Consider the following 17,192-nt stretch of genomic DNA (forward strand, 5'->3'; position numbering starts at 1 on the left):
GCGCCTAGGTGGATCTGAGCCTGGCCAGGACGTGCGGCAATCGAATCACGATCCAGGCGGCAGTGATGACATTGCCAAGCAGGACGATGGCGATGCCCCACAACACACCCGCTCTTCGCTCCGGTTCAAGCAGGACGACAAGCCCTGCCACCAGCACGAATCCGAGATAGAGATCGGCCAGCGTTACCACGCCCCAAGGTTCCGCCAGCATCATTGCCAGGACCGGCACCACGGAGCCGCCTGCCACAAATCCCCAGATGATGGCACCGGCAAAGACAAGGCCGAGCACGGCCGACAGGATACGAAGGACGATCATCTAGGCATCTTCCTTCAGGGCGCGGGCGATCAGCAGCGTTGTCGTCTGGGTGAAGATCGTTTCGTCACTCTGATTCATCAGGATGTGCCGGTTCCTGACCACGCCACGATCAGGCTTCGAGGATGACGGCTTCGTCTCGATGCATTCGATGACGAGGCGAAGCGTGTCGCCAAGTCTTGCGGGCTTGTGAAAGCGCACCTCGTCATAGCCCAGCGCACCGATGACGGCGGTTTCCTCCGGCAGGCGCGAGGCAAGCCAGAGAACCACGGCCTGAATATGCGTGCCGCAAGCGGTGAGTGCTCCATAGACGGATTTCGCGGCGGCGCCCTCGTCGACATGGAAGGGCTGCGGGTCCCACTTCGTGGCGAAGGAGACGATCTCGTCCTTCGTCATTTCGTAGGTCGCCGGTATGTCGTGCCGCTCGCCCAAGGTAAAATCGTCGAAATAACGCATGGCCGCTCCCGGAAAGCAAAAGGCCCGCGCAAGTTGCGCGGGCCTTGAGCATAAGACGGTTTGACGGATCAGGCGAACTCGAACAAGCCTGCCGCACCCATGCCGCCACCGATGCACATGGTGACGACGCCGTATTTGACGTTCTGGCCAGCCTGCTTGCGACGACGGCCTTCGAGCAGAATATGGCCGGTGCAGCGCGCACCGGTCATGCCGAAGGGGTGGCCGATGGCAATCGAGCCGCCATTGACGTTGTACTTTTCGGGATCGATGCCGAGACGATCGCGGCTGTAGAGGCACTGGCTCGCGAAAGCCTCGTTCAGTTCCCAAAGGTCGATGTCGTCGATCTTGAGCCCGTGACGGTCGAGGAGGCGCGGGATCGCGAAGACCGGGCCGATGCCCATTTCGTCGGGCTCGCAGCCGGCGACGGCAAAGCCGCGGAAGACGCCGAGAATGTCCGAGCCGTTCTTTTCGGCTTCCTTGCGCTCCATCAGCACGACGGCGGCGGCGCCATCCGAGAGCTGCGAAGCGTTGCCGGCGGTCACGTATTTGCCTTCCTTGACCTTCTGGCCGTTCTTGAAGACGGGCTTGAGACCCTGAAGCGATTCAAGTGTCGTTTCCGGACGGTTGCATTCGTCCTTCTCGACCGTGTAGTCGACCAGTGATTCCTCGCCGGTCTCCTTGTTGACCACCTTCATCTTGGTCTTCATCGGAACGATTTCGTCCTTGAAGATGCCGTTCTTCTGCGCGGCCGCGATGCGCTGCTGGCTGCGCAGCGAATACTCGTCCTGATACTCGCGGGAAACGCCGTAGCGCTCGGCGACGATTTCGGCGGTCTCGATCATCGCCATCCAGAGTTCCGGCTTTTCCTGCATCAGCTTTTCTTCGGTCAGGCGGTTGTAGTTCTGACCGCCCATCTGCACGAGCGAGATCGATTCGACGCCGGCACCGATGGCGCAGGGCACGCCTTCGTTCACAATGCGGCCGGCGGCCATGGCGATCGTCTGAAGGCCGGAAGAGCAGAAACGGTTGACCGTGGTGCCCGAGGTCGTCACCGGGCAGCCGGCCCAGATCGCGGCGAGACGGCCGACATTCATGCCGGTCGCCCCTTCCGGGGCGCCACAGCCCATAATGACATCTTCGACCTGTGCCGGGTCGATCTTGGCGCGCTCGATGGCGTGCTTGATCGTGTGGCCGGCCATGGCGGCGCCATGGGTGTTGTTGAAGCCACCGCGGCCGGCCTTGGCAAGGCCGGTGCGGGCGGTGGACACGATGACTGCTTCTCTGGACATGGACGGTCTCCCGAGGGGTTGGTGTTTCTGAGCCGGGTTTCCCGATCCATGCGGATTTTGGCCACCCATGCGGGCGGTCCCGGCGCGTTGAGGCGCACATTAAACGCCTTGCCGAACCCGTCAAAGCGGAATCTCGGGCCGATTCCGTAGCGTTTGTGAGGCTTTGCTGTCGGATTTTGAACAGGTACCCGTTTCCCGCAGCGCCTCATTCTCGCCTTGAAATTTCCCCGTAACCGCCCCTTCATCACCTGCATCGGGTCACATTCGACCGTCATGCTGTTTCCATCGAAGGGGCCGCCCGGCGCGCGCCCAAGCGTAAGGGGACAGATACAATGAAACGAATGCTGATCGTGACTGCCCTCGGTTTCACGACCGCCATTGGCGCGGCACTGGCCGCAAAGACCGCGGTCGCCGCCGATCCGTTGCCGATGCCCCGTCCCGCCGCACAGGAGATCGCGTTCGACGCGGCGGCCGGAATCGAGACCCGCATGATCCTGATCAGTGCCATCGATCCCGCCACCGCGCGATCGACAGGCTATGGCGTCAATGACGCCCAGCGCGTCACCTTCCCTGTCTATTTTGCCGACGATCAGACTGCACCCGGCCGCGAGGCCCAGAAGGTGCTGCGCGCGCTTGCCGAAGAGATCACCTATCGAGGTCTGACGAACATCACCGTGATGCCGTCATCGGCTGCCACGAGCGCCGACTACACCACCCAGATCGCCGCCGAGCGGCGCGCCGCCGCCGTCACTGCCGCGCTTGTCGAAAGCGGCGTGCCCGAACGCTGGATCGCGGTTTCGCCGGGGCTGGCCTCCGACGTCTGACAGTTCCTCCGCGGCAGCTTGTTCCTCGCAAGCGGTCGCGTCCTCGAAAGGCCCGGCGTCGCCCTCCCCTCACCCGACCCCCACCGGGGCGACGCCGGGCCCTTCATCTCCTCCTCGTATGGCATTCGGCGGCGTCCCAACGGATGCTGCCGTTCTTGTTTCAGGTGCCCGGAGCGTCTAGATAGAGCGCCATTGGCACTCCAAACCTCCCGGTCGTTTTCATGAGCCCTTCCACAGTCGACACAAGCGGATTCGGCGCCTATGCCGGTCCGGTGCTGCGCGCCGAAAGCGGCGGGCCCTTTCTCTTCGAGATCGGCGCGCACCATCTCAACGGCGCCGACCGCCTGCATGGTGGCATGATGATGGCGCTGGCCTCGATCGTCCTCGGTGAGATCGCAAAGGAGACCGCGCGGACCAGAACGCCTGACGCCCAGGTCAAGCCGCTGTCGCTCAATTGCGATTTCGTCAGCGCCGGTGAAAAGGGAGAAACGGTCGAAGGTCGTGCCGAGGTGACGCGTGCGACGCGGACCGTGCTTTTCATTTCGGGTGAACTCCGCGTCGGCAGCCGTATCCTGATGACGGCAACCGGCGTCTATGCGATCGGGGAGCCGGCAGCGCAGTGAGTGCGGGGCTTCCCTCTCCGGTGTTCGTTGCACCGCCGCCGGGCTACATGCCCTCGGCGCTGCGCGATCCCTTCGAAGCCCATGTGGGACCGTTGTTCGAGCGCACGGAAGCCGACGGCACGCGCATTTTCGCCTTCATTGCCGATCCGCGTCATGTCGATGAAACAGGCGCCGTGCATGAAGGCATGCTGATGACATTTGCCGACGCCTTTATCGGCGGTGCCGCCAACCACGCCGCAGGCGGCGACTGTGTGACATTGAGCATGCAGGCCAGCTTTCTGGCCGAAGCGCGTACAGGCGACGTCATCGAATGCCGGACCCAGGTCGACCGCGTCACGCGCGCCATCATTTTCGCGTCCGGCCGCTTCTCCGTGCGCGGCGAAGACGTGATGACGGCCACCAGCCTCTGGAAGGTTCTCGGCGCGCGGTAAAGGCCGGCTTTGCGGCTGGACAATGTGCCCGCAAGGGTTTTTGCTAGGGCCAACCGAACCAAGAAAAGCCAGGGAGACGCGCGATATGGCGATCAATTACGACGTGCTGATGGGCCTCAAGGCCGAGGGGCAGGAATTCAGTTATGGCGACCGCGAGACGATGCTCTATGCGCTGGGTATCGGTTTCGGGCGCGACCCGATGGACGAGAAGGAACTGGCTTTCGTCTATGAGAAGAATCTCAAGACGGTGCCGACACTTGCAACCGTCATCGCCTGGGGTGCCGGCGCCATCGGCAACAGCGGCATCAACTATGCGATGGTCGTGCATGGCGAACAGAAGCTGAAGCTCTACAAGCCCTTGCCGGTCGCGGCCCAGATCGTGACCGACAGCCGCGTCGTCGGCGCCTGGGACAAGGGCGAGGGCAAGGGTGCCATTATCGTCACCGAGACCAACATCAACGAGAAGAAGGGTGGCGACAAGCTCTGTACACTGACGTCGACGATCTTCGCGCGCGGCGATGGCGGCTTCGGCGGACCGCGCGAAGGCGCGCCCGAGCCGCACAAGCTGCCCGAGCGCGAACCCGACATGAGCATCGACGCAGAAACCCTTCCGGGACAGGCCCTTCTCTATCGCCTGTCGGGCGACCGCAACCCGCTGCACTCCGATCCCGAATTCGCGAAAGCCGTCGGATTCCCCAAACCGATCCTGCACGGACTGTGCACCTACGGCACATGTTGCCGCGCGATCATTTCGCAGGCGCTGGACTACGATCCGACGCGGATCACCGGTTTCGACGTGCGCTTTTCGGCACCTGTATTTCCCGGCGACACGATCACGGTCGACCTCTGGAAAGACAAGGGAATCATATCGTTCCGGGCGCGCGTCAAGGCGCGGGACGCGGTCGTCATCAACAACGGCAAATGCAGCGTGAAGGACTGAAGACCCCCCCCTCTGTCACGCAACTGTCACAAAACTGTCACAAAACCGGTTCGACCCCTTGCGGAGGTCACGCGCCGGGCGCATAAATCCGGTCGCCGGGCGGGGATAACTCCGCCCGGCGTTTTCGTGAGCACCGCGCAAAAAAGATGTCCCCGCTTTTCGACACCCCGCCCGACGGGGATAACCCGTTCGCGGCCGCGCAACCGGCCGGGGCGGCGCCCATGCCGGCGCAAGACGATCCGTCAACGGACGATCTGCTGGAACAGATGGAAGCGCTGATGGCCGCCGGCGCGCAACAGGCCGCGCTCGACCATGCCGAGGCTGTGGCCGCGACATGGATCGGTGGCCGGCGACCACCAGGGCTTGCGGCGGCACTGGCACGCTGCCTGATCGACATGGGCGCGCCCGAACGCGCCGCGGCGCTGATCGAACCGCTGGTCGCCGAGGGCAGCGCCGGGACCGGCGCGCTGACCGCGATGGCCCGCGCACTCGGTCTTTGCGGCCGGCACCAGGAAGCGCTTTCCCTGCTGACCGAGGCGAGCTGGCTCGACGGACGGTCGAGCGAGGTGCTGCTGGCGCTGGGACTGGCGCGACTGACGTCCGACGACATTCCGCGCGCGATCGGCGATTTCGAACGCGTGCTGCGACTGGCGACCGGCGAGAGCATGGCCGATGCGGCGGCCCGCGCCGAGGCGCATTTCCGTCTCGGCGAATGCTGGGCCGCGATGGACGAGGCGACGCGGGCTGCGCGGCATTTCCGGGCCGCGCAGGCGAACGATCCGGCCGACCGGCGCGGCGCGGCGATCCGCCTGGCCGAGATCGATGCGTCCGGTCCGCCGAAACGGGCGAGTGCCGCCTATGTGCGGGCGCTGTTCGACGGCTATGCGCCGCGCTACGACACGCATATGACCGGCGCACTGGCCTATTGCGGGCCCGACATCCTGCGCCGGGCGGCCGAGGCGGCCGGACTTGCGGCCGATGGCAGCGCCGAGGCCGTCGATCTGGGCTGCGGCACCGGCCTTTCGGGTGCCGCCTTCCGTCCCTTCTGCCGTAAACTTGCCGGCGTCGATCTCAGCCCGCGCATGACGGCGGCGGCCGAGGCCAGCGGCTATTACGACCGCGTGGCGACCGGCGACCTCCTGCGCTTTCTGGCCGGCGAGGATGATGGCGCCTTCACGCTGGCGATCGCCTGCGACACGCTGATCTATCTCGGCGATCTCGGACCGCTTTTCGCGGCGCTGGCCCGCGTCCTGACGCCGGGCGGCCGTTTCGTCTTCTCGACCGAGAAATCCGATGCCGCCGAAAGCGGCTATGCGATCGGCCCCGCGCGGCGCTTCCGGCACAGCGACACCTATCTGCGCGAGATGGCAGCGGCGCATGGTTTCGAAGTCACGCTGATCGAAACGGCGATTCTGCGCACCGAGAAGCGAAAACCTGTGGAAAGTCTCGTCGGCGTGACCAGAAGACTCTGACATCTGCTCTGCTGCATCTTTCGCAGACGCGTCATCCGACTTATTGTGGCGTGTCGAATGCCGGGACAGAGCGGGGGAACGAATGCGGCGACTGGCGGCTCTTGTTGCGCTCACGATGCTGGGCGGTGCCGATGCGGCGCGGGCCGAATGCGGCGGCGTGCTGGCGCTCTGCGCGGAGGACATGCCGGTCGAGCGGCCGGGCGCAGCGGAAGAAGAATATCAGCGGCTCGATGGCGGCGGCTTCGGCGGACCGCCGGCGGGCGACGGCAATGCCAGCATCTACACACTCGATGACGGCAGCACGGTGACGTTCGGCACGGCGGCGCCGAGCGCGCAGCCCTGGACCGCCTTTGACCGCAAGGCGGGCGATGCCGCGAGCTTCAAGCGCGAGGACGACGCCCGAACAGGCGACATCAATCCGCTCAACAAGGTCTGCGGTGCCGATGGCTGCCGCTAGGGGGATCACGACCCTGCTGCTGGCGGCCATGTTCTGTGCATCCCTGCCCGCTGCCGCGCATGCCCAGACTACACCGGTCTGGGAGCCCGGCGATCCGCTGCCCGATCTCGGTCCGGATCTGATGCCGGTGCCGGCGATCGTCACGGCGCGGGCGGATGCCGCCGTGACGCCGCTGCCGCCGCCACCGCGACCGGCCGCGGCGCCGACAGCGGCAAAGACGGCCGCCGAGCAACCCGGGGATACTTCCGACTTTCTCTGCGCCAAGGCTCCGGAAGGGGCGACTGCCGAGGTGCCGCCGCCTTTCAACGGCTGGCTGGTCCGGGTCTGCGCCCCACAGGGCCAGGCGCTGGTGCCGGTGAAGGGCAAGGCCTGGGTGCCGCATGGTTCAGCCGACACGGTTTCAATCCTGGCGTTGCCGCCCGGCGCGATACCGCCCGGCGGCGCGGGGTTCGATCCGCGCTATGATATTCGTTTCAGCGAATTTGCCGGCGTCGAGACGGATGGCGAGCGGCGGGCGCGCGCGACCGCGCTGATCCGCGCCGCAACACCCAATGGCGCCAAGCCGCCGCCGCATGACAGCGTCTGGCAACTCGATGCGCAGAGCAACATCGCGCTGCCCGGCGCGTCGGAAGCGGCGCGCTACAACATCTTCTTCTACGCCGCCAATGGCGAACCGAAGCGGATCATCGCCTGTCTCGACCAGTGCCGGCAGGCGCTGCATCTCGAAGTGCTGTCGGGCACGGAGGCCGCAGAAGTTCTCGGACAGTGAGGCCGCCGAGATAAATTGACATGATATGTGCCGATATCTAGAAGCGTCGGTGGATGCCGCTTCCCCTCACCCTTTCCTCCCGCGCATCAAGGGGTGCTTCGGAGGACAGCCCCCAAGAACACCTTCGTCCGGAAGCGCGGGGAACAGAGGAATATTTTATGACGCAAGGTTATGAACTCTATGGCGCCGAGGTCAGCTATTTCACCGGCAAGGTGCGTGCCTATCTGCGCTACAAGCGCATTCCCTTTTCGGAAGTGCTGGCGACGCGCGAGGTCTACCGGGACATCATCATGCCGCGGGTCGGCTGGCCGGTGATCCCGGTGGTGGTAACGCCGGAGGACGAGACCTGGCAGGATTCATCCGACATCATCGACCATTTCGAGGCGCGCTTTCCCGACGCACCGGTCTATCCGCAAGGCCCGCGGCAAAGGCTTGTCGCGCTCATCATCGAGGCCTGGGCCGACGAATGGCTGAAGATCCCGGCCATGCATTATCGCTGGACCAAGAATCGCGACTGGGTGATCGGCGAATTCGGCAAGCTGTCGCGGCCCGACCTCGACGAGGCCGGCCAACGCGAAATCGGCGAACAGACCGCGAAACCCTTTGCCGGGGCGTTGCCGGCGCTGGGCGCGACGCCGGAAACGGGACCTGCGATCGAGAAATCCTATGAGGGCCTGCTGGCCGAGCTCGATGCGCATTTCGCCGCGCATGACTTTCTTTTCGGCAGCAAGCCCTCGATCGGCGATTTCGGCCTCTACGGACCGCTTTACGCGCATCAATATCGCGATCCGGCGTCGGGCGAATTGATGAAGCGCATTGCGCCCCATGTTGCACGCTGGGTCGAGCGGATGTCGAAGCCGCCGCAACCCAAGGGCGGCGCGTTCCTCGCCAATGACGAAATCCCGGCGACGCTGAAGCCGGTGCTCGCGCGCATCATGCGCGAATGGCTGCCGGTGCTGCTGGCGACTGCCGGTGCCTTCAACACGCATCTGGCGACGCGGGATCCGGCCGACGCCGGAAAACCGCTGCCCCGCGCGCTCGGCATGCATGATTTCACGCTGGAGGGCGTGACCGGCAAGCGGGCCATTTTCACCTTCGATCTCTGGATGCTGCAGCGGGCGCTGGATTTCCTGCGCTCCCTCGAGGGCGAGACACGCGAAAAGGCGGCACTTGTGCTAAAAGAGGCGGACGGGGAGCGGCTTGCCGACTTCCCGGCGTTCCCGCGCCTTGCCCGGCGCAATTTTCAATTGGTACTCGAATGAGCGAAGGCGGTTTCTTCTCGCGTATCTTCCGGCGCCGGCCCACAACAGCGATCATCCCGGAAGCAGCACAGGAAGCACCGCCCGAATTTTCGAAGCGCAAAGGAGCCCCCATGTCGAGCGAAGGCCTGCACGAAGAAAACCTGTCCGCGGAAGCCCTCAACCTGCACCGCGCCATCGTCTCGCTGATGGAGGAGCTCGAGGCCGTCGACTGGTACAACCAGCGCGCCGAAGCCTGCAGCGATGCCGACCTCAAGAAGATCCTCGAACATAATCGCGACGAGGAAATCGAGCATGCGGTGATGGTGCTCGAATGGCTGCGGCGCAACAACAAGGTGTTCGACAAGGAATTGCGCGAACGGCTGTTCAAGGACGGGACGATCGGGAAGGATTGAGATATCGGATGCCACCACTTTCCACCCTCCCCTTGGGGAGGGTCAAACGGCTGCAAGCCGTTTGGGGCGGGGGTGCAGCGCGTACGGAGAGTTCGTACGCTCGCAATATCCACTGCGGCGCGACGCCTCCCCCTCCCCAAAAAATTCTTCGCTAGCTCGAATTTTTTGACCCGCCCCCAGGGGCGGGTGGGTCGACAGGCCACAAGGCGGTTCCTACCGCACCTGGCCGCCATCGACCACCAGCACCTCGCCGGTGACGAAGCTGGCACGGGAGCTCGCGAGATAAAGCGCGGCGTCGGCGATTTCCTCCACCGTGCCGAAGCGGCGCAGCGCCACTTCGCGCTTGATCCAGCGTTCCCAGGCTTCGGGGCGGTCCTTCGTGTTCCTGTCCCAGACGCCGCCTTCAAAAAGAATGTTGCCGGGCGCGATCGCGTTGACGCGGATGCCCTCCTTGCCGACGAAGCGGGCGAGCTGGCGCGTCTGGTGGTTGATCGCGGCCTTGGAGGCCGCATAGGTCAGCGCGGTGCCCATGGCATCGACGCCGGCAATCGATGAAATGAAGATCAGATTGGCGCCTTCGCGTTCAGCCGCCGGCCGCGACAGGATGCGGCGCAGCGCCTCGCGGCCGAGCCAGACCGATCCGAAAAGGTTCTGCTTCATGTCGGCTTCCCAGTCTTCGTCGGAGACATCGAAGCCCAAGGGCGCGCGCGACAGGCCGACATTGGCAATCGCGCAGTGAAGGGGACCGAGCTTCGCCTCCGCCGCGTCGAGCGCCACCGCGATGTCGGCCGAGGCCGTCATGTCGCCCGCGACCGTGAAAAGATTTTCAGCCTTCACGCCTTCGGCGATCAGCGCGTCGCGCGCCGCATCGAGCGCCTCGACGCCGCGCGCGGCCATCGCCACTTTTGCGCCTTCCGCGGCAAAGGCGCGCGCCATGCCGAGACCGATGCCGCGGCTCGCGCCGGCGATGAAGACATGTCTGTTCTGAAGCTCGAGATTCATCCGGTTCCTCTCCCATTCGATCCGCCAAAGCCTAGCGGCCGCGCCGCGACATGCAAGCGGGGCTCGCCTGCCGGCCGGAATCGGGTCTATGCTCCGGGGCCGGACAGATCGGTCCGGGGCGCGGGGAGGCGCTGGCGGGATGACGGGGGCGGCAGCGATCAAGGGGCGCGACGGACGGCTCGTCCCGGCACGGCGGGTCGCGCCCGTCCATGACAGCATTGTCATCAGCAGCCACGGCATCGGCGCCATCACGCTGGCGGCGCGGCTGGCGCGCGAGCCGGTCTTTGCGGGCCGGGTGACCGTGGCGGCAAAGCCCGTCACCGAGACGCGGCAGCTGATCGACGGCTGCACGCTCAGAGCGCGCTCGATCGACTATTACGCGGCGGCGTCGGGCAGCAGCCGCGACGATATTGTCGCGCGCGTTTACGGCCAGCGCGCCCATGCAGCCGAGACGCACCGACAGATGGCCGGCGTGGCGCGGCCGCATGGCAATGGCGTCGCGTTTGCGCGCGTCGAGCCATGGATGCGCAATCAGGGCGTCAAGCGCGACCGGACCGAAGGCGCGCCGCTTGCCTATGGCGTCCGGAATTCCCGGCTGATGGCCGTGCTCAACGAGAAGGCGGCCCAATGCGGCGTTCGCTTCGACAGCAGCGGGGCCGCGACCTATGACGAATTGCGCGCCTTGTCCGATGGGAAAAACCCGCTGGTGGTCAACGGCACACCCAAGCCGATCAAGGGCGCCACATGGCTGCACCAGCCAGCCGCCCCGAAACATTTCGTGGCCGCCGCGCAGATGGCCTTCACGGCGCCGCAGCTCGAAACACGGGGCGTGCTGCAGCGGCACGATTCCTTCGTCGGTTTCATTCATCGCGACGGCGCCATCGACATGAGCGTCTATTATCCGTTCCAGGACCCGCTTTCGCCGCGGGCGGAATATTACGGCATCTTCTATCGTTTCGTTCGCGACGGCAGCGAGGCGCGGCGCGAGGCACATCAGCGCGCCTTGCGCGCCGAGCTCGAAGCGGTGGGCGAGGCACTCGGGCTCCAGCCCGACGATCCCGACGAGACGGCAGCGGTCGCCTGGGTGCCGGCATCGTCCTGGGCCTTCACCAGAAACCGGCAGCACGGCGTGCTCGACCTCAGCCGGATCAGCGGCGCGGGCGCGCCGATCATCACCGGCGACGGCATGACGCGGGCCGGGCTCGGCGCGATGGCCGCCGCCGAAGCGCTGATCGAGGGCGGCGATCCCGCGGAAGCGATGAACCGGGCGCTGACGCTTTATCGCCGCCTCAACATGGTCCAGGCGGGCGGGATGGCCTGGACGCCGGGGCTTTCGGCCTGGACGCTGGAACGGGCGCCGCGCCTGGCGATGCTGGGACCCGGCAAGTCGCGCGACTGGGACATGTGGGCCGGCGCCTGGTGACCGGGATCATTTCACGACAAGACAACTCACAGGGGGAACGACGATGACCAAGAACATGCAGATGACGCTGGTGGCGCATGGGGCGCTGGTGTTTCTCGCCGGCATGCTGGCGGGATTCCCGTTCGCTTCCGTGCTTGTCGCCTCGCTCGATCCGGCGGCGACGACGATGTGGCCGGGCGATGTGCGGGCCTGGAAGATGGCGCATATGGAAGGCGCGCTGAACGGCATGCTGATGATCGCGGTCGCCGCCGCCATGGCGCATGCGGCGATGGGCGCCGGCATGCAGAAGATCATCGTGTGGGGGCTGATCGTGACCGGCTGGGGCAACATCGTCGCCTCGGTCGTCAGTGCGATGACCGGCGGGCGGGGCCTCGGCTTTACCGGGCTTGACTGGAATTCGCTGACCTTCACGCTGTTCATGCTGGCCATCATCGGCGTCGTTGCGGCGATGATGGCGGTGGCCGTCGCGGCGTTCAGGAATCGCAACTGATCAGAAGTGGTCGGCGCGCAAAACCGCGACGTCCGAGACAGTGACAATGCCGATGTGACGCTTGACCAGGGCGAAAACCGGCTCGAGCACCGCATCGAGATTTTCCTCGGCCGCGATCACCGTGACCGAGACCATGGCGCCGGCCGTCGACGGCAGACCCTCGCGGCTCCAGACGCCGTGATGGCCCTTGCCGCCCAGCACCGGCAGCACCGTGTAGCCGGTGACGTCGAGACGGTCGAGCAGATCGGTCAATCGCTTCAGCACCGGCGCCTCCAGCACGATGTCGATGCGTTTCCTGGCATGCAACTCCATGACGGGCCTCATCCGGCAATGCGCTGGGCCAGCGCCGCATAGAGCGGGATGCCAAGCGTCAGGTTGAAGGGAAAGGTGACGCCGAGCGAGAGCGTCAGATAGATGGCGGGATTGGCCTCGGGCAGTGCGAGGCGCATGGCGGCCGGCACCGCGATATAGGAAGCCGACGCCGCCAGCGTGATCAGCAGCGCCGTGCCGCCGACCGAGAGGCCCAGCGTCAATGCCAGCAGGCCGGTCAGCGCCGCCGAAAGCAGCGGAAAGTAGATGCCGAAGCCGATCAGCGCCGGCGAGAGCGCTCTTCCGCCCTGACGCAGGCCGCGGCCGGCGACAAGTCCCATGTCGAGCAGGAAGAGGCAGAGGATGCCGCGGAAGGGATCGACAATGAAGGGTGCGATCATGGCCATGCCCTCTTCGCCGGTGGCCCAGCCGATCAGGAAGGCGCCGACCAGCACCACGACCGATCCGTTGGTGCCGACCTCGCGCAGCAGTGCCGAGGTGCTTTCGCCTTCGGGCCGCGCCGGGGCGCCGCGACGGGCCAGCAGAAGTGCGGCGATGATGGCCGGCGTCTCCATGACGGCGGCGACCGCAATCAGATATCCCTCATAGGCGAGGCCGAGGCTTTTCAACGCCTCGGTGGCGGCGACGAAGGTGACGATCGAGATCGAGCCGTAGTGGCCGGCGACGGCGGCCGCATCGACGGCCGAAAGCCGTGTCGTCAGCCGCAGCAGCGCGAAACCGATGACCGGGATCGAGAAGGACAGCAGGATGCCGGCGCCGATGGTCAGCGCCATGGTGGCATCGATGCCGGATTTTGCCACCTCGGCGCCACCCTTGAAACCGATCGCCAGCATCAGATAGAGCGCCAGCAGCTTGGCCGCCGCTTCGGGCACCGAGAGATCGGAGCGGATCAACGCCGCGGCAACGCCCAGCGCGAAGAACAGGACCATCGGCGAGACGATGTTCTGAACGGCAAGATCGAGAATCGACACGGGCAGAACTCCACTGCAGCGGCGGCGCTTCCTCCTACACGAAATCCGCCCGCAGGTCAGCAGGAGACGGACGCAGCGTCAGGCTGGCGGGACCGCCGCTCCCTTGTGGCCACGGCGGGGCCTGCCTAGACTTTCGCCAAAGATATACGGGGAGGACGCCGTCATGGATTACAGCCAGATCACGGTCGAGAGACGCGGCGCGATTTCGCTGATCACGCTCAACCGGCCCGACAAGCTCAATGCCTGGACGCCGCGCATGGCCGAAGAACAGGCACATGCGATCATGGCGGCCAACGACGATCCGGATATCGGCGCCATCGTGATGACCGGCGCCGGGCGCGGCTTCTGCGCCGGGGCCGACATGGACGCGACCTTCAAGACGCGGCTCGACGGCCGGGACCCTGGCAACGACACGGCCGGCGGTTCGGGGGGGATGCCGGCCGGGGTCGACTGGATCGAGCTGGTGCGTTCCTCGAAACCGATGGTGGCGGCGGTCAACGGACCGGCGGTCGGCATCGGCGTCACGATGATCCTGCCCTTCGACACGGTCGTCGCGGCCGAAGAAGCCAGGTTCGGCATGGTGTTCGTCAAGGTCGGTATCGTGCCCGAACTCGCATCGTCGCATTTCCTGGTGGCGCGGATGGGCTGGGGCCATGCCAACGAGATGATGCTGACGGCACGGCTCTATCCGGCCGCGGAAGCGCGCGAAAAGGGACTTTGCGAGTATGTGGTGCCGCAGACCTCGCTTCTCGACAAGGCCTTCGAGATCGCCAATCTGATGGCCGAGAACCCGTCGCGGCAATTGCGCATGACCAAGCAACTGATCACGCAGAATGCCAGCGAGACCGATCTTGCTCTTGCGCAGAAGCGCGAAACCGATGCGCTGAAGATCTGCTGGACGACACCGGAGCACCACGAGGCGGTCGACGCCTTTCTCAACAAGCGCAAACCCGACTTCAAGAAGGCCGCGACGCGGGCCGCCGAATGAGTGCGGCTCACGAAGTCGAGCGCATTCCCTTTTTCCTGCACTGGCAGGAAAAGGCCGCGTTCAAGGAGACTTATGCCGGGGCGCATGACACGGTGGTGGTCGAAGGGCAGCATCTGAAGCCGAAAGGGTCGACCTCGAAGACGGTTCTCGTCTTCATGCATCCGACCGGGACGATGAACCTGCTGCCGATGCCCAATGCGCTGGCGGCGGCGGGGATTCCGTGTCTCACCTGCGGCAGCCGCTATCCGCACAATGACAGCGCGCTGATCATGGAGAAGGTGCTGCTCGATCTCGGGCACTACATTCGCTATGCCAAGGAAAAACTCGGCTACGAGAAGGTGATCCTGGCCGGCTGGTCGGGCGGCGGCTCGCTGTCGATGTTCTATCAGTCGCAAGCGGAGAAACCCTGGATCACCGCAACGCCGGCGGGCGACCCGGTCGACGTGGCCGGGGCAAAACTGATCCCGGCCGATGCGGTGCTGCAGCTCGCGGCGCATGTCAGCCGCGCCATCACGCTGACCGAATGGCTCGACCCGTCGATCCGCAACGAACAGGACCCGGACGACCGCGACATTGAGCTCGATCTCTACAATCCGCAGAACCCCAACCAGCCGCCCTATACCGATGCTTTCGTGCAGCGTTTCCGCGCCGCGCAGATCGCGCGTTCGGAGCGGATCGACGGCTGGGTCAAGGACAAGCTCGCGGCGATGAAACGCGCCGGACGCGCGCATGAGGAATTCTGCTTCGTGGTGCATGGCACGATGGCCGATCCGCGCTGGATGGACCTGTCGGTCGACCCGAACGACCGCAAGGGGCCCAACTGGTGTTTCATGGGCGAACCGAGGATCGTCAACATGATGCCGGCGGGGCTGGCGCGCTATTGCTCGCTTCGCGCCTGGCTGTCGCAATGGTCCTACCGGGAAAGCCGCGCCGACGGGCCGAAATGCGCCGGCGACATTTCGGTGCCGGTGCTCGTGATCGAGAACAGCGCCGACGATGCCTGCACGCCGAGCCACGCGGCGCGGATCTTTGCCGGCGTCGCACATGACGACAAGGAATTCCACATCGTCAAGGGCGCCACGCATTACTACATCGGACAGCCCGACAAGATGGCCGAAGCGGTGGCGCTGGTTTCGGCCTGGCTCAAGAAGAAGAAACTGCTGGATTGAAGTCGATGAACATTGTTGCGACGGCCGCGCCGGCGCGCCACCAACTGGCGCTGGCCGAGGGTGCGATTTCCTATCTCGAATGGAATGACGGGCGGAGCCTGCCGCCGCTGCATTTTGCCCATGCCAACGGCTTCAATGGCGGCACCTACAAGCAGCTGCTCGGGCCGCTGGCCGACACTTTCCGCATCCGCGCCTGGGATGCGCGGGGGCACGGGGCGACGACGCTTCCGGCCGACCCGGCGACGCATCGCAACTGGTATGTCTATCGCGACGACCTGATTGCCATGGCCGAAGACTTCCACGCGGCGACGGGGCAGAAGATCATCCTGATGGGGCATTCGATGGGCGGCGCGGCCAGCGTGATGGCGGCGGCCGAACGACCCGATCTGGTGCGCGGGCTGGTGTTGATCGACCCGGTGATGACGCCGCCGATGTTCCGTTACATGATGACGCTCTACCGCTGGCTCGGGCGCAAGGGCGGGCCGATGTCGCTGGCCGAAGGAGCCGAACGGCGGCGGGCGGTTTTCGAAAGCCGCGAAACGGCCGTCGAGCGCTATTTCGGCCGCGGCGCCTTCCGTACCTGGCCGCGCGCATTCCTCAAGGACTATATCGAAAGCGGTACACGCATCCGCGAGGACGGACAGGCCGAACTGCTCTGCGCGCCGGCCTGGGAAGCGGCCAATTTCCGCGCGCATGGGCACAATATGGGCCGCGCGGTGGCGAAACTCAGCGTGCCCCTGACGCTGCTCTATGCCGCCGAAGGCTCGACCTGCCGGGCGCCCTTCCCGGCCCTGCTCAAGGCGCGCGACCGCCATGCGCAGATCGCCGAGGTGCCGGACTCGACGCATTTCCTGCCGATGGAATTTCCCGAAACCGTGATCGCGGCGGTGCGCGCCTTCAAGGCGCGGCTGGAGGCCGAGGGACGCTAGTTCAACCGGCCAGCACCTGCCGCGCGGCGCTTGCCAGAAAATTCGAGCGCGTCATGCCGCGGTCTTTCGCAGCTTCGTCAATCGCTTCGAGCAATCCCGGATCGAGCGAGATGTTGACGCGCTTCGAGACACCGCGATCCTCGATCAGCGGTACCAGCGTCAGGAAGGCGCCTTCGCGATCTTCCGCCAGTTCCGGATCGGCGACGATCGCGTCCAGTTCGCGCGGTGTGGGGATCGGTTCTTCATCCTCGCGCATGCCCGTGACATGGAAGGCGAGTGCGTTGGCGGCATCGACCAGCGCTTCGGTCAGCGTGTCGCCCGCGGCGATGCAGCCCGGGAAATCCGGAAAGCTGACGCCATAGCCCGTGTCTTCGTCCTTGTGAACCATTGCGACGTAACGCATCGCTCTTCTCCCTAGAGCCAGCCGGCTTGCTTGTAGATCGAGCGGACGGTGCTCGCCGGTATGTCCTTGTTCGGATGGGGGACCGTCACGCGGCCCTTTTTCACGGGGTGCTTGAACTGATGATGGTCGCCGCGCGTCGCCACCAGTTCCCAGCCGTCATCCTTGAGCATCCGGATCAGCCTGCGGCTGTTGCGTTCCATTTTCCTGTCCAGAATTGTGTTTATATATACACAACTTCAATCGCCCTTCAAGGTATTTT

At 65.3% G+C, this 17,192-nt stretch carries 22 protein-coding genes; 14 read left to right on the forward strand and 8 right to left on the reverse strand.

The window, feature by feature from the left end; all coding sequences use genetic code 11:
- Window positions 1-4: 4 nt before the first annotated feature.
- From AAC071_RS06615 to AAC071_RS06625, 3 genes are all read right to left on the reverse strand, one after another.
- On the reverse strand, window positions 5-316 hold the full coding sequence (locus tag AAC071_RS06615) for a DUF1475 family protein (RefSeq protein WP_339831093.1): 312 nt from the start codon (window positions 314-316) through the stop codon (window positions 5-7).
- Entirely contained in the window at window positions 317-769 is a 453-nt protein-coding gene (locus AAC071_RS06620; RefSeq protein WP_339831094.1) for a MaoC/PaaZ C-terminal domain-containing protein, read from the reverse strand. It lies immediately after the preceding gene.
- A gap of 68 nt (window positions 770-837) precedes the next feature.
- Window positions 838-2,058, reverse strand: a complete 1,221-nt coding sequence (locus tag AAC071_RS06625; protein ID WP_339831095.1) for an acetyl-CoA C-acyltransferase — start codon at window positions 2,056-2,058, stop codon at window positions 838-840.
- A gap of 332 nt (window positions 2,059-2,390) precedes the next feature.
- On the opposite strand from AAC071_RS06625, the gene AAC071_RS06630 reads away from it, so the two are divergent.
- From AAC071_RS06630 to AAC071_RS06670, 9 genes are all read left to right on the forward strand, one after another.
- Window positions 2,391-2,882, forward strand: a complete 492-nt coding sequence (locus AAC071_RS06630) for a hypothetical protein (protein ID WP_339831096.1) — start codon at window positions 2,391-2,393, stop codon at window positions 2,880-2,882.
- A 221-nt stretch (window positions 2,883-3,103) separates the two neighbouring features.
- Entirely contained in the window at window positions 3,104-3,505 is a 402-nt protein-coding gene (locus AAC071_RS06635; RefSeq protein WP_339831097.1) for a PaaI family thioesterase, read from the forward strand.
- The gene (locus AAC071_RS06640; RefSeq protein WP_339831099.1) at window positions 3,502-3,936 is read left to right on the forward strand and encodes a PaaI family thioesterase; all 435 of its coding nucleotides are present in this window, start codon (window positions 3,502-3,504) and stop codon (window positions 3,934-3,936) included. Before AAC071_RS06635 ends, AAC071_RS06640 begins: the two co-directional genes overlap by 4 nt.
- A gap of 85 nt (window positions 3,937-4,021) precedes the next feature.
- Window positions 4,022-4,876, forward strand: a complete 855-nt coding sequence (locus AAC071_RS06645; RefSeq protein ID WP_339831100.1) for a MaoC/PaaZ C-terminal domain-containing protein — start codon at window positions 4,022-4,024, stop codon at window positions 4,874-4,876.
- Between the two features lie 221 nt (window positions 4,877-5,097).
- The gene (locus AAC071_RS06650) at window positions 5,098-6,348 is read left to right on the forward strand and encodes a methyltransferase domain-containing protein (RefSeq protein ID WP_339831102.1); all 1,251 of its coding nucleotides are present in this window, start codon (window positions 5,098-5,100) and stop codon (window positions 6,346-6,348) included.
- 82 nt (window positions 6,349-6,430) lie between these two features.
- On the forward strand, window positions 6,431-6,805 hold the full coding sequence (locus AAC071_RS06655) for a hypothetical protein (RefSeq protein ID WP_339831103.1): 375 nt from the start codon (window positions 6,431-6,433) through the stop codon (window positions 6,803-6,805).
- Complete coding sequence (locus tag AAC071_RS06660; RefSeq protein ID WP_339831104.1) at window positions 6,792-7,574, forward strand: hypothetical protein; 783 nt, start codon at window positions 6,792-6,794, stop codon at window positions 7,572-7,574. Before AAC071_RS06655 ends, AAC071_RS06660 begins: the two co-directional genes overlap by 14 nt.
- A gap of 158 nt (window positions 7,575-7,732) precedes the next feature.
- Window positions 7,733-8,836, forward strand: a complete 1,104-nt coding sequence (locus tag AAC071_RS06665) for a glutathione S-transferase family protein (protein WP_339831105.1) — start codon at window positions 7,733-7,735, stop codon at window positions 8,834-8,836.
- A 110-nt stretch (window positions 8,837-8,946) separates the two neighbouring features.
- Window positions 8,947-9,228 (forward strand): ferritin, encoded by a 282-nt coding sequence (locus tag AAC071_RS06670; RefSeq protein ID WP_304733628.1) that lies wholly within the window; start codon window positions 8,947-8,949, stop codon window positions 9,226-9,228.
- A gap of 213 nt (window positions 9,229-9,441) precedes the next feature.
- Here AAC071_RS06670 and AAC071_RS06675 read toward each other — a convergent pair whose 3' ends face one another.
- The gene (locus AAC071_RS06675; RefSeq protein WP_339831107.1) at window positions 9,442-10,230 is read right to left on the reverse strand and encodes an SDR family oxidoreductase; all 789 of its coding nucleotides are present in this window, start codon (window positions 10,228-10,230) and stop codon (window positions 9,442-9,444) included.
- 139 nt (window positions 10,231-10,369) lie between these two features.
- On the opposite strand from AAC071_RS06675, the gene AAC071_RS06680 reads away from it, so the two are divergent.
- Together AAC071_RS06680 and AAC071_RS06685 are read left to right on the forward strand one after the other, a co-directional pair.
- Entirely contained in the window at window positions 10,370-11,653 is a 1,284-nt protein-coding gene (locus AAC071_RS06680; protein ID WP_339831108.1) for a hypothetical protein, read from the forward strand.
- 43 nt (window positions 11,654-11,696) lie between these two features.
- Window positions 11,697-12,143: a hypothetical protein gene (locus AAC071_RS06685; RefSeq protein ID WP_339831109.1), complete on the forward strand. Its 447-nt coding sequence runs from the start codon at window positions 11,697-11,699 to the stop codon at window positions 12,141-12,143.
- On the opposite strand, the gene AAC071_RS06690 is transcribed toward AAC071_RS06685, so the two are convergent.
- Both AAC071_RS06690 and AAC071_RS06695 read right to left on the reverse strand, forming a co-directional pair.
- Entirely contained in the window at window positions 12,144-12,455 is a 312-nt protein-coding gene (locus AAC071_RS06690; protein ID WP_339831110.1) for a DUF190 domain-containing protein, read from the reverse strand.
- Window positions 12,456-12,463: 8 nt separating this feature from the next.
- Complete coding sequence (locus AAC071_RS06695; protein ID WP_339831111.1) at window positions 12,464-13,444, reverse strand: sodium-dependent bicarbonate transport family permease; 981 nt, start codon at window positions 13,442-13,444, stop codon at window positions 12,464-12,466.
- Between the two features lie 163 nt (window positions 13,445-13,607).
- Between AAC071_RS06695 and AAC071_RS06700 the strand changes: the two genes are divergently transcribed.
- Genes AAC071_RS06700 through AAC071_RS06710 form a run of 3 tightly spaced genes read left to right on the forward strand, consistent with a single transcriptional unit; the run spans window position 13,608 to window position 16,530 of the window.
- Window positions 13,608-14,432 (forward strand): enoyl-CoA hydratase-related protein, encoded by an 825-nt coding sequence (locus tag AAC071_RS06700; RefSeq protein ID WP_339831112.1) that lies wholly within the window; start codon window positions 13,608-13,610, stop codon window positions 14,430-14,432.
- Window positions 14,429-15,601, forward strand: a complete 1,173-nt coding sequence (locus AAC071_RS06705; RefSeq protein WP_339831113.1) for an alpha/beta hydrolase — start codon at window positions 14,429-14,431, stop codon at window positions 15,599-15,601. Before AAC071_RS06700 ends, AAC071_RS06705 begins: the two co-directional genes overlap by 4 nt.
- A 5-nt stretch (window positions 15,602-15,606) precedes the next feature.
- A complete protein-coding gene (locus tag AAC071_RS06710; RefSeq protein WP_339831114.1) occupies window positions 15,607-16,530 on the forward strand; it encodes an alpha/beta hydrolase in 924 nt (307 codons plus the stop codon).
- 1 nt (window position 16,531) lies between these two features.
- Here the strand turns inward: AAC071_RS06710 and AAC071_RS06715 are convergent, their stop codons facing one another.
- On the reverse strand, window positions 16,532-16,933 hold the full coding sequence (locus tag AAC071_RS06715) for a type II toxin-antitoxin system HicB family antitoxin (protein ID WP_339831115.1): 402 nt from the start codon (window positions 16,931-16,933) through the stop codon (window positions 16,532-16,534).
- Window positions 16,934-16,944: 11 nt separating this feature from the next.
- The gene (locus AAC071_RS06720; RefSeq protein WP_339831116.1) at window positions 16,945-17,133 is read right to left on the reverse strand and encodes a type II toxin-antitoxin system HicA family toxin; all 189 of its coding nucleotides are present in this window, start codon (window positions 17,131-17,133) and stop codon (window positions 16,945-16,947) included.
- Between the last annotated feature and the right edge of the window lie 59 nt (window positions 17,134-17,192).

Origin of the sequence: uncultured Parvibaculum sp. (assembly GCF_963975745.1) — a bacterium.
Lineage (GTDB): Bacteria > Pseudomonadota > Alphaproteobacteria > Parvibaculales > Parvibaculaceae > Parvibaculum.

Bases quoted from the DNA above. Each gene is read 5' to 3' on its own strand.
- AAC071_RS06615 (WP_339831093.1), bottom strand. From the start codon at position 316: ATGATCGTCCTTCGTATCCTGTCGGCCGTGCTCGGCCTTGTCTTTGCC.
- AAC071_RS06620 (WP_339831094.1), bottom strand. From the start codon at position 769: ATGCGTTATTTCGACGATTTTACCTTGGGCGAGCGGCACGACATACCG.
- AAC071_RS06625 (WP_339831095.1), bottom strand. From the start codon at position 2,058: ATGTCCAGAGAAGCAGTCATCGTGTCCACCGCCCGCACCGGCCTTGCC.
- AAC071_RS06630 (WP_339831096.1), top strand. From the start codon at position 2,391: ATGAAACGAATGCTGATCGTGACTGCCCTCGGTTTCACGACCGCCATT.
- AAC071_RS06635 (WP_339831097.1), top strand. From the start codon at position 3,104: ATGAGCCCTTCCACAGTCGACACAAGCGGATTCGGCGCCTATGCCGGT.
- AAC071_RS06645 (WP_339831100.1), top strand. From the start codon at position 4,022: ATGGCGATCAATTACGACGTGCTGATGGGCCTCAAGGCCGAGGGGCAG.
- AAC071_RS06650 (WP_339831102.1), top strand. From the start codon at position 5,098: ATGCCGGCGCAAGACGATCCGTCAACGGACGATCTGCTGGAACAGATG.
- AAC071_RS06655 (WP_339831103.1), top strand. From the start codon at position 6,431: ATGCGGCGACTGGCGGCTCTTGTTGCGCTCACGATGCTGGGCGGTGCC.
- AAC071_RS06660 (WP_339831104.1), top strand. From the start codon at position 6,792: ATGGCTGCCGCTAGGGGGATCACGACCCTGCTGCTGGCGGCCATGTTC.
- AAC071_RS06665 (WP_339831105.1), top strand. From the start codon at position 7,733: ATGACGCAAGGTTATGAACTCTATGGCGCCGAGGTCAGCTATTTCACC.
- AAC071_RS06670 (WP_304733628.1), top strand. From the start codon at position 8,947: ATGTCGAGCGAAGGCCTGCACGAAGAAAACCTGTCCGCGGAAGCCCTC.
- AAC071_RS06675 (WP_339831107.1), bottom strand. From the start codon at position 10,230: ATGAATCTCGAGCTTCAGAACAGACATGTCTTCATCGCCGGCGCGAGC.
- AAC071_RS06680 (WP_339831108.1), top strand. From the start codon at position 10,370: ATGACGGGGGCGGCAGCGATCAAGGGGCGCGACGGACGGCTCGTCCCG.
- AAC071_RS06685 (WP_339831109.1), top strand. From the start codon at position 11,697: ATGACCAAGAACATGCAGATGACGCTGGTGGCGCATGGGGCGCTGGTG.
- AAC071_RS06690 (WP_339831110.1), bottom strand. From the start codon at position 12,455: ATGGAGTTGCATGCCAGGAAACGCATCGACATCGTGCTGGAGGCGCCG.
- AAC071_RS06700 (WP_339831112.1), top strand. From the start codon at position 13,608: ATGGATTACAGCCAGATCACGGTCGAGAGACGCGGCGCGATTTCGCTG.
- AAC071_RS06705 (WP_339831113.1), top strand. From the start codon at position 14,429: ATGAGTGCGGCTCACGAAGTCGAGCGCATTCCCTTTTTCCTGCACTGG.
- AAC071_RS06710 (WP_339831114.1), top strand. From the start codon at position 15,607: ATGAACATTGTTGCGACGGCCGCGCCGGCGCGCCACCAACTGGCGCTG.
- AAC071_RS06715 (WP_339831115.1), bottom strand. From the start codon at position 16,933: ATGCGTTACGTCGCAATGGTTCACAAGGACGAAGACACGGGCTATGGC.
- AAC071_RS06720 (WP_339831116.1), bottom strand. From the start codon at position 17,133: ATGGAACGCAACAGCCGCAGGCTGATCCGGATGCTCAAGGATGACGGC.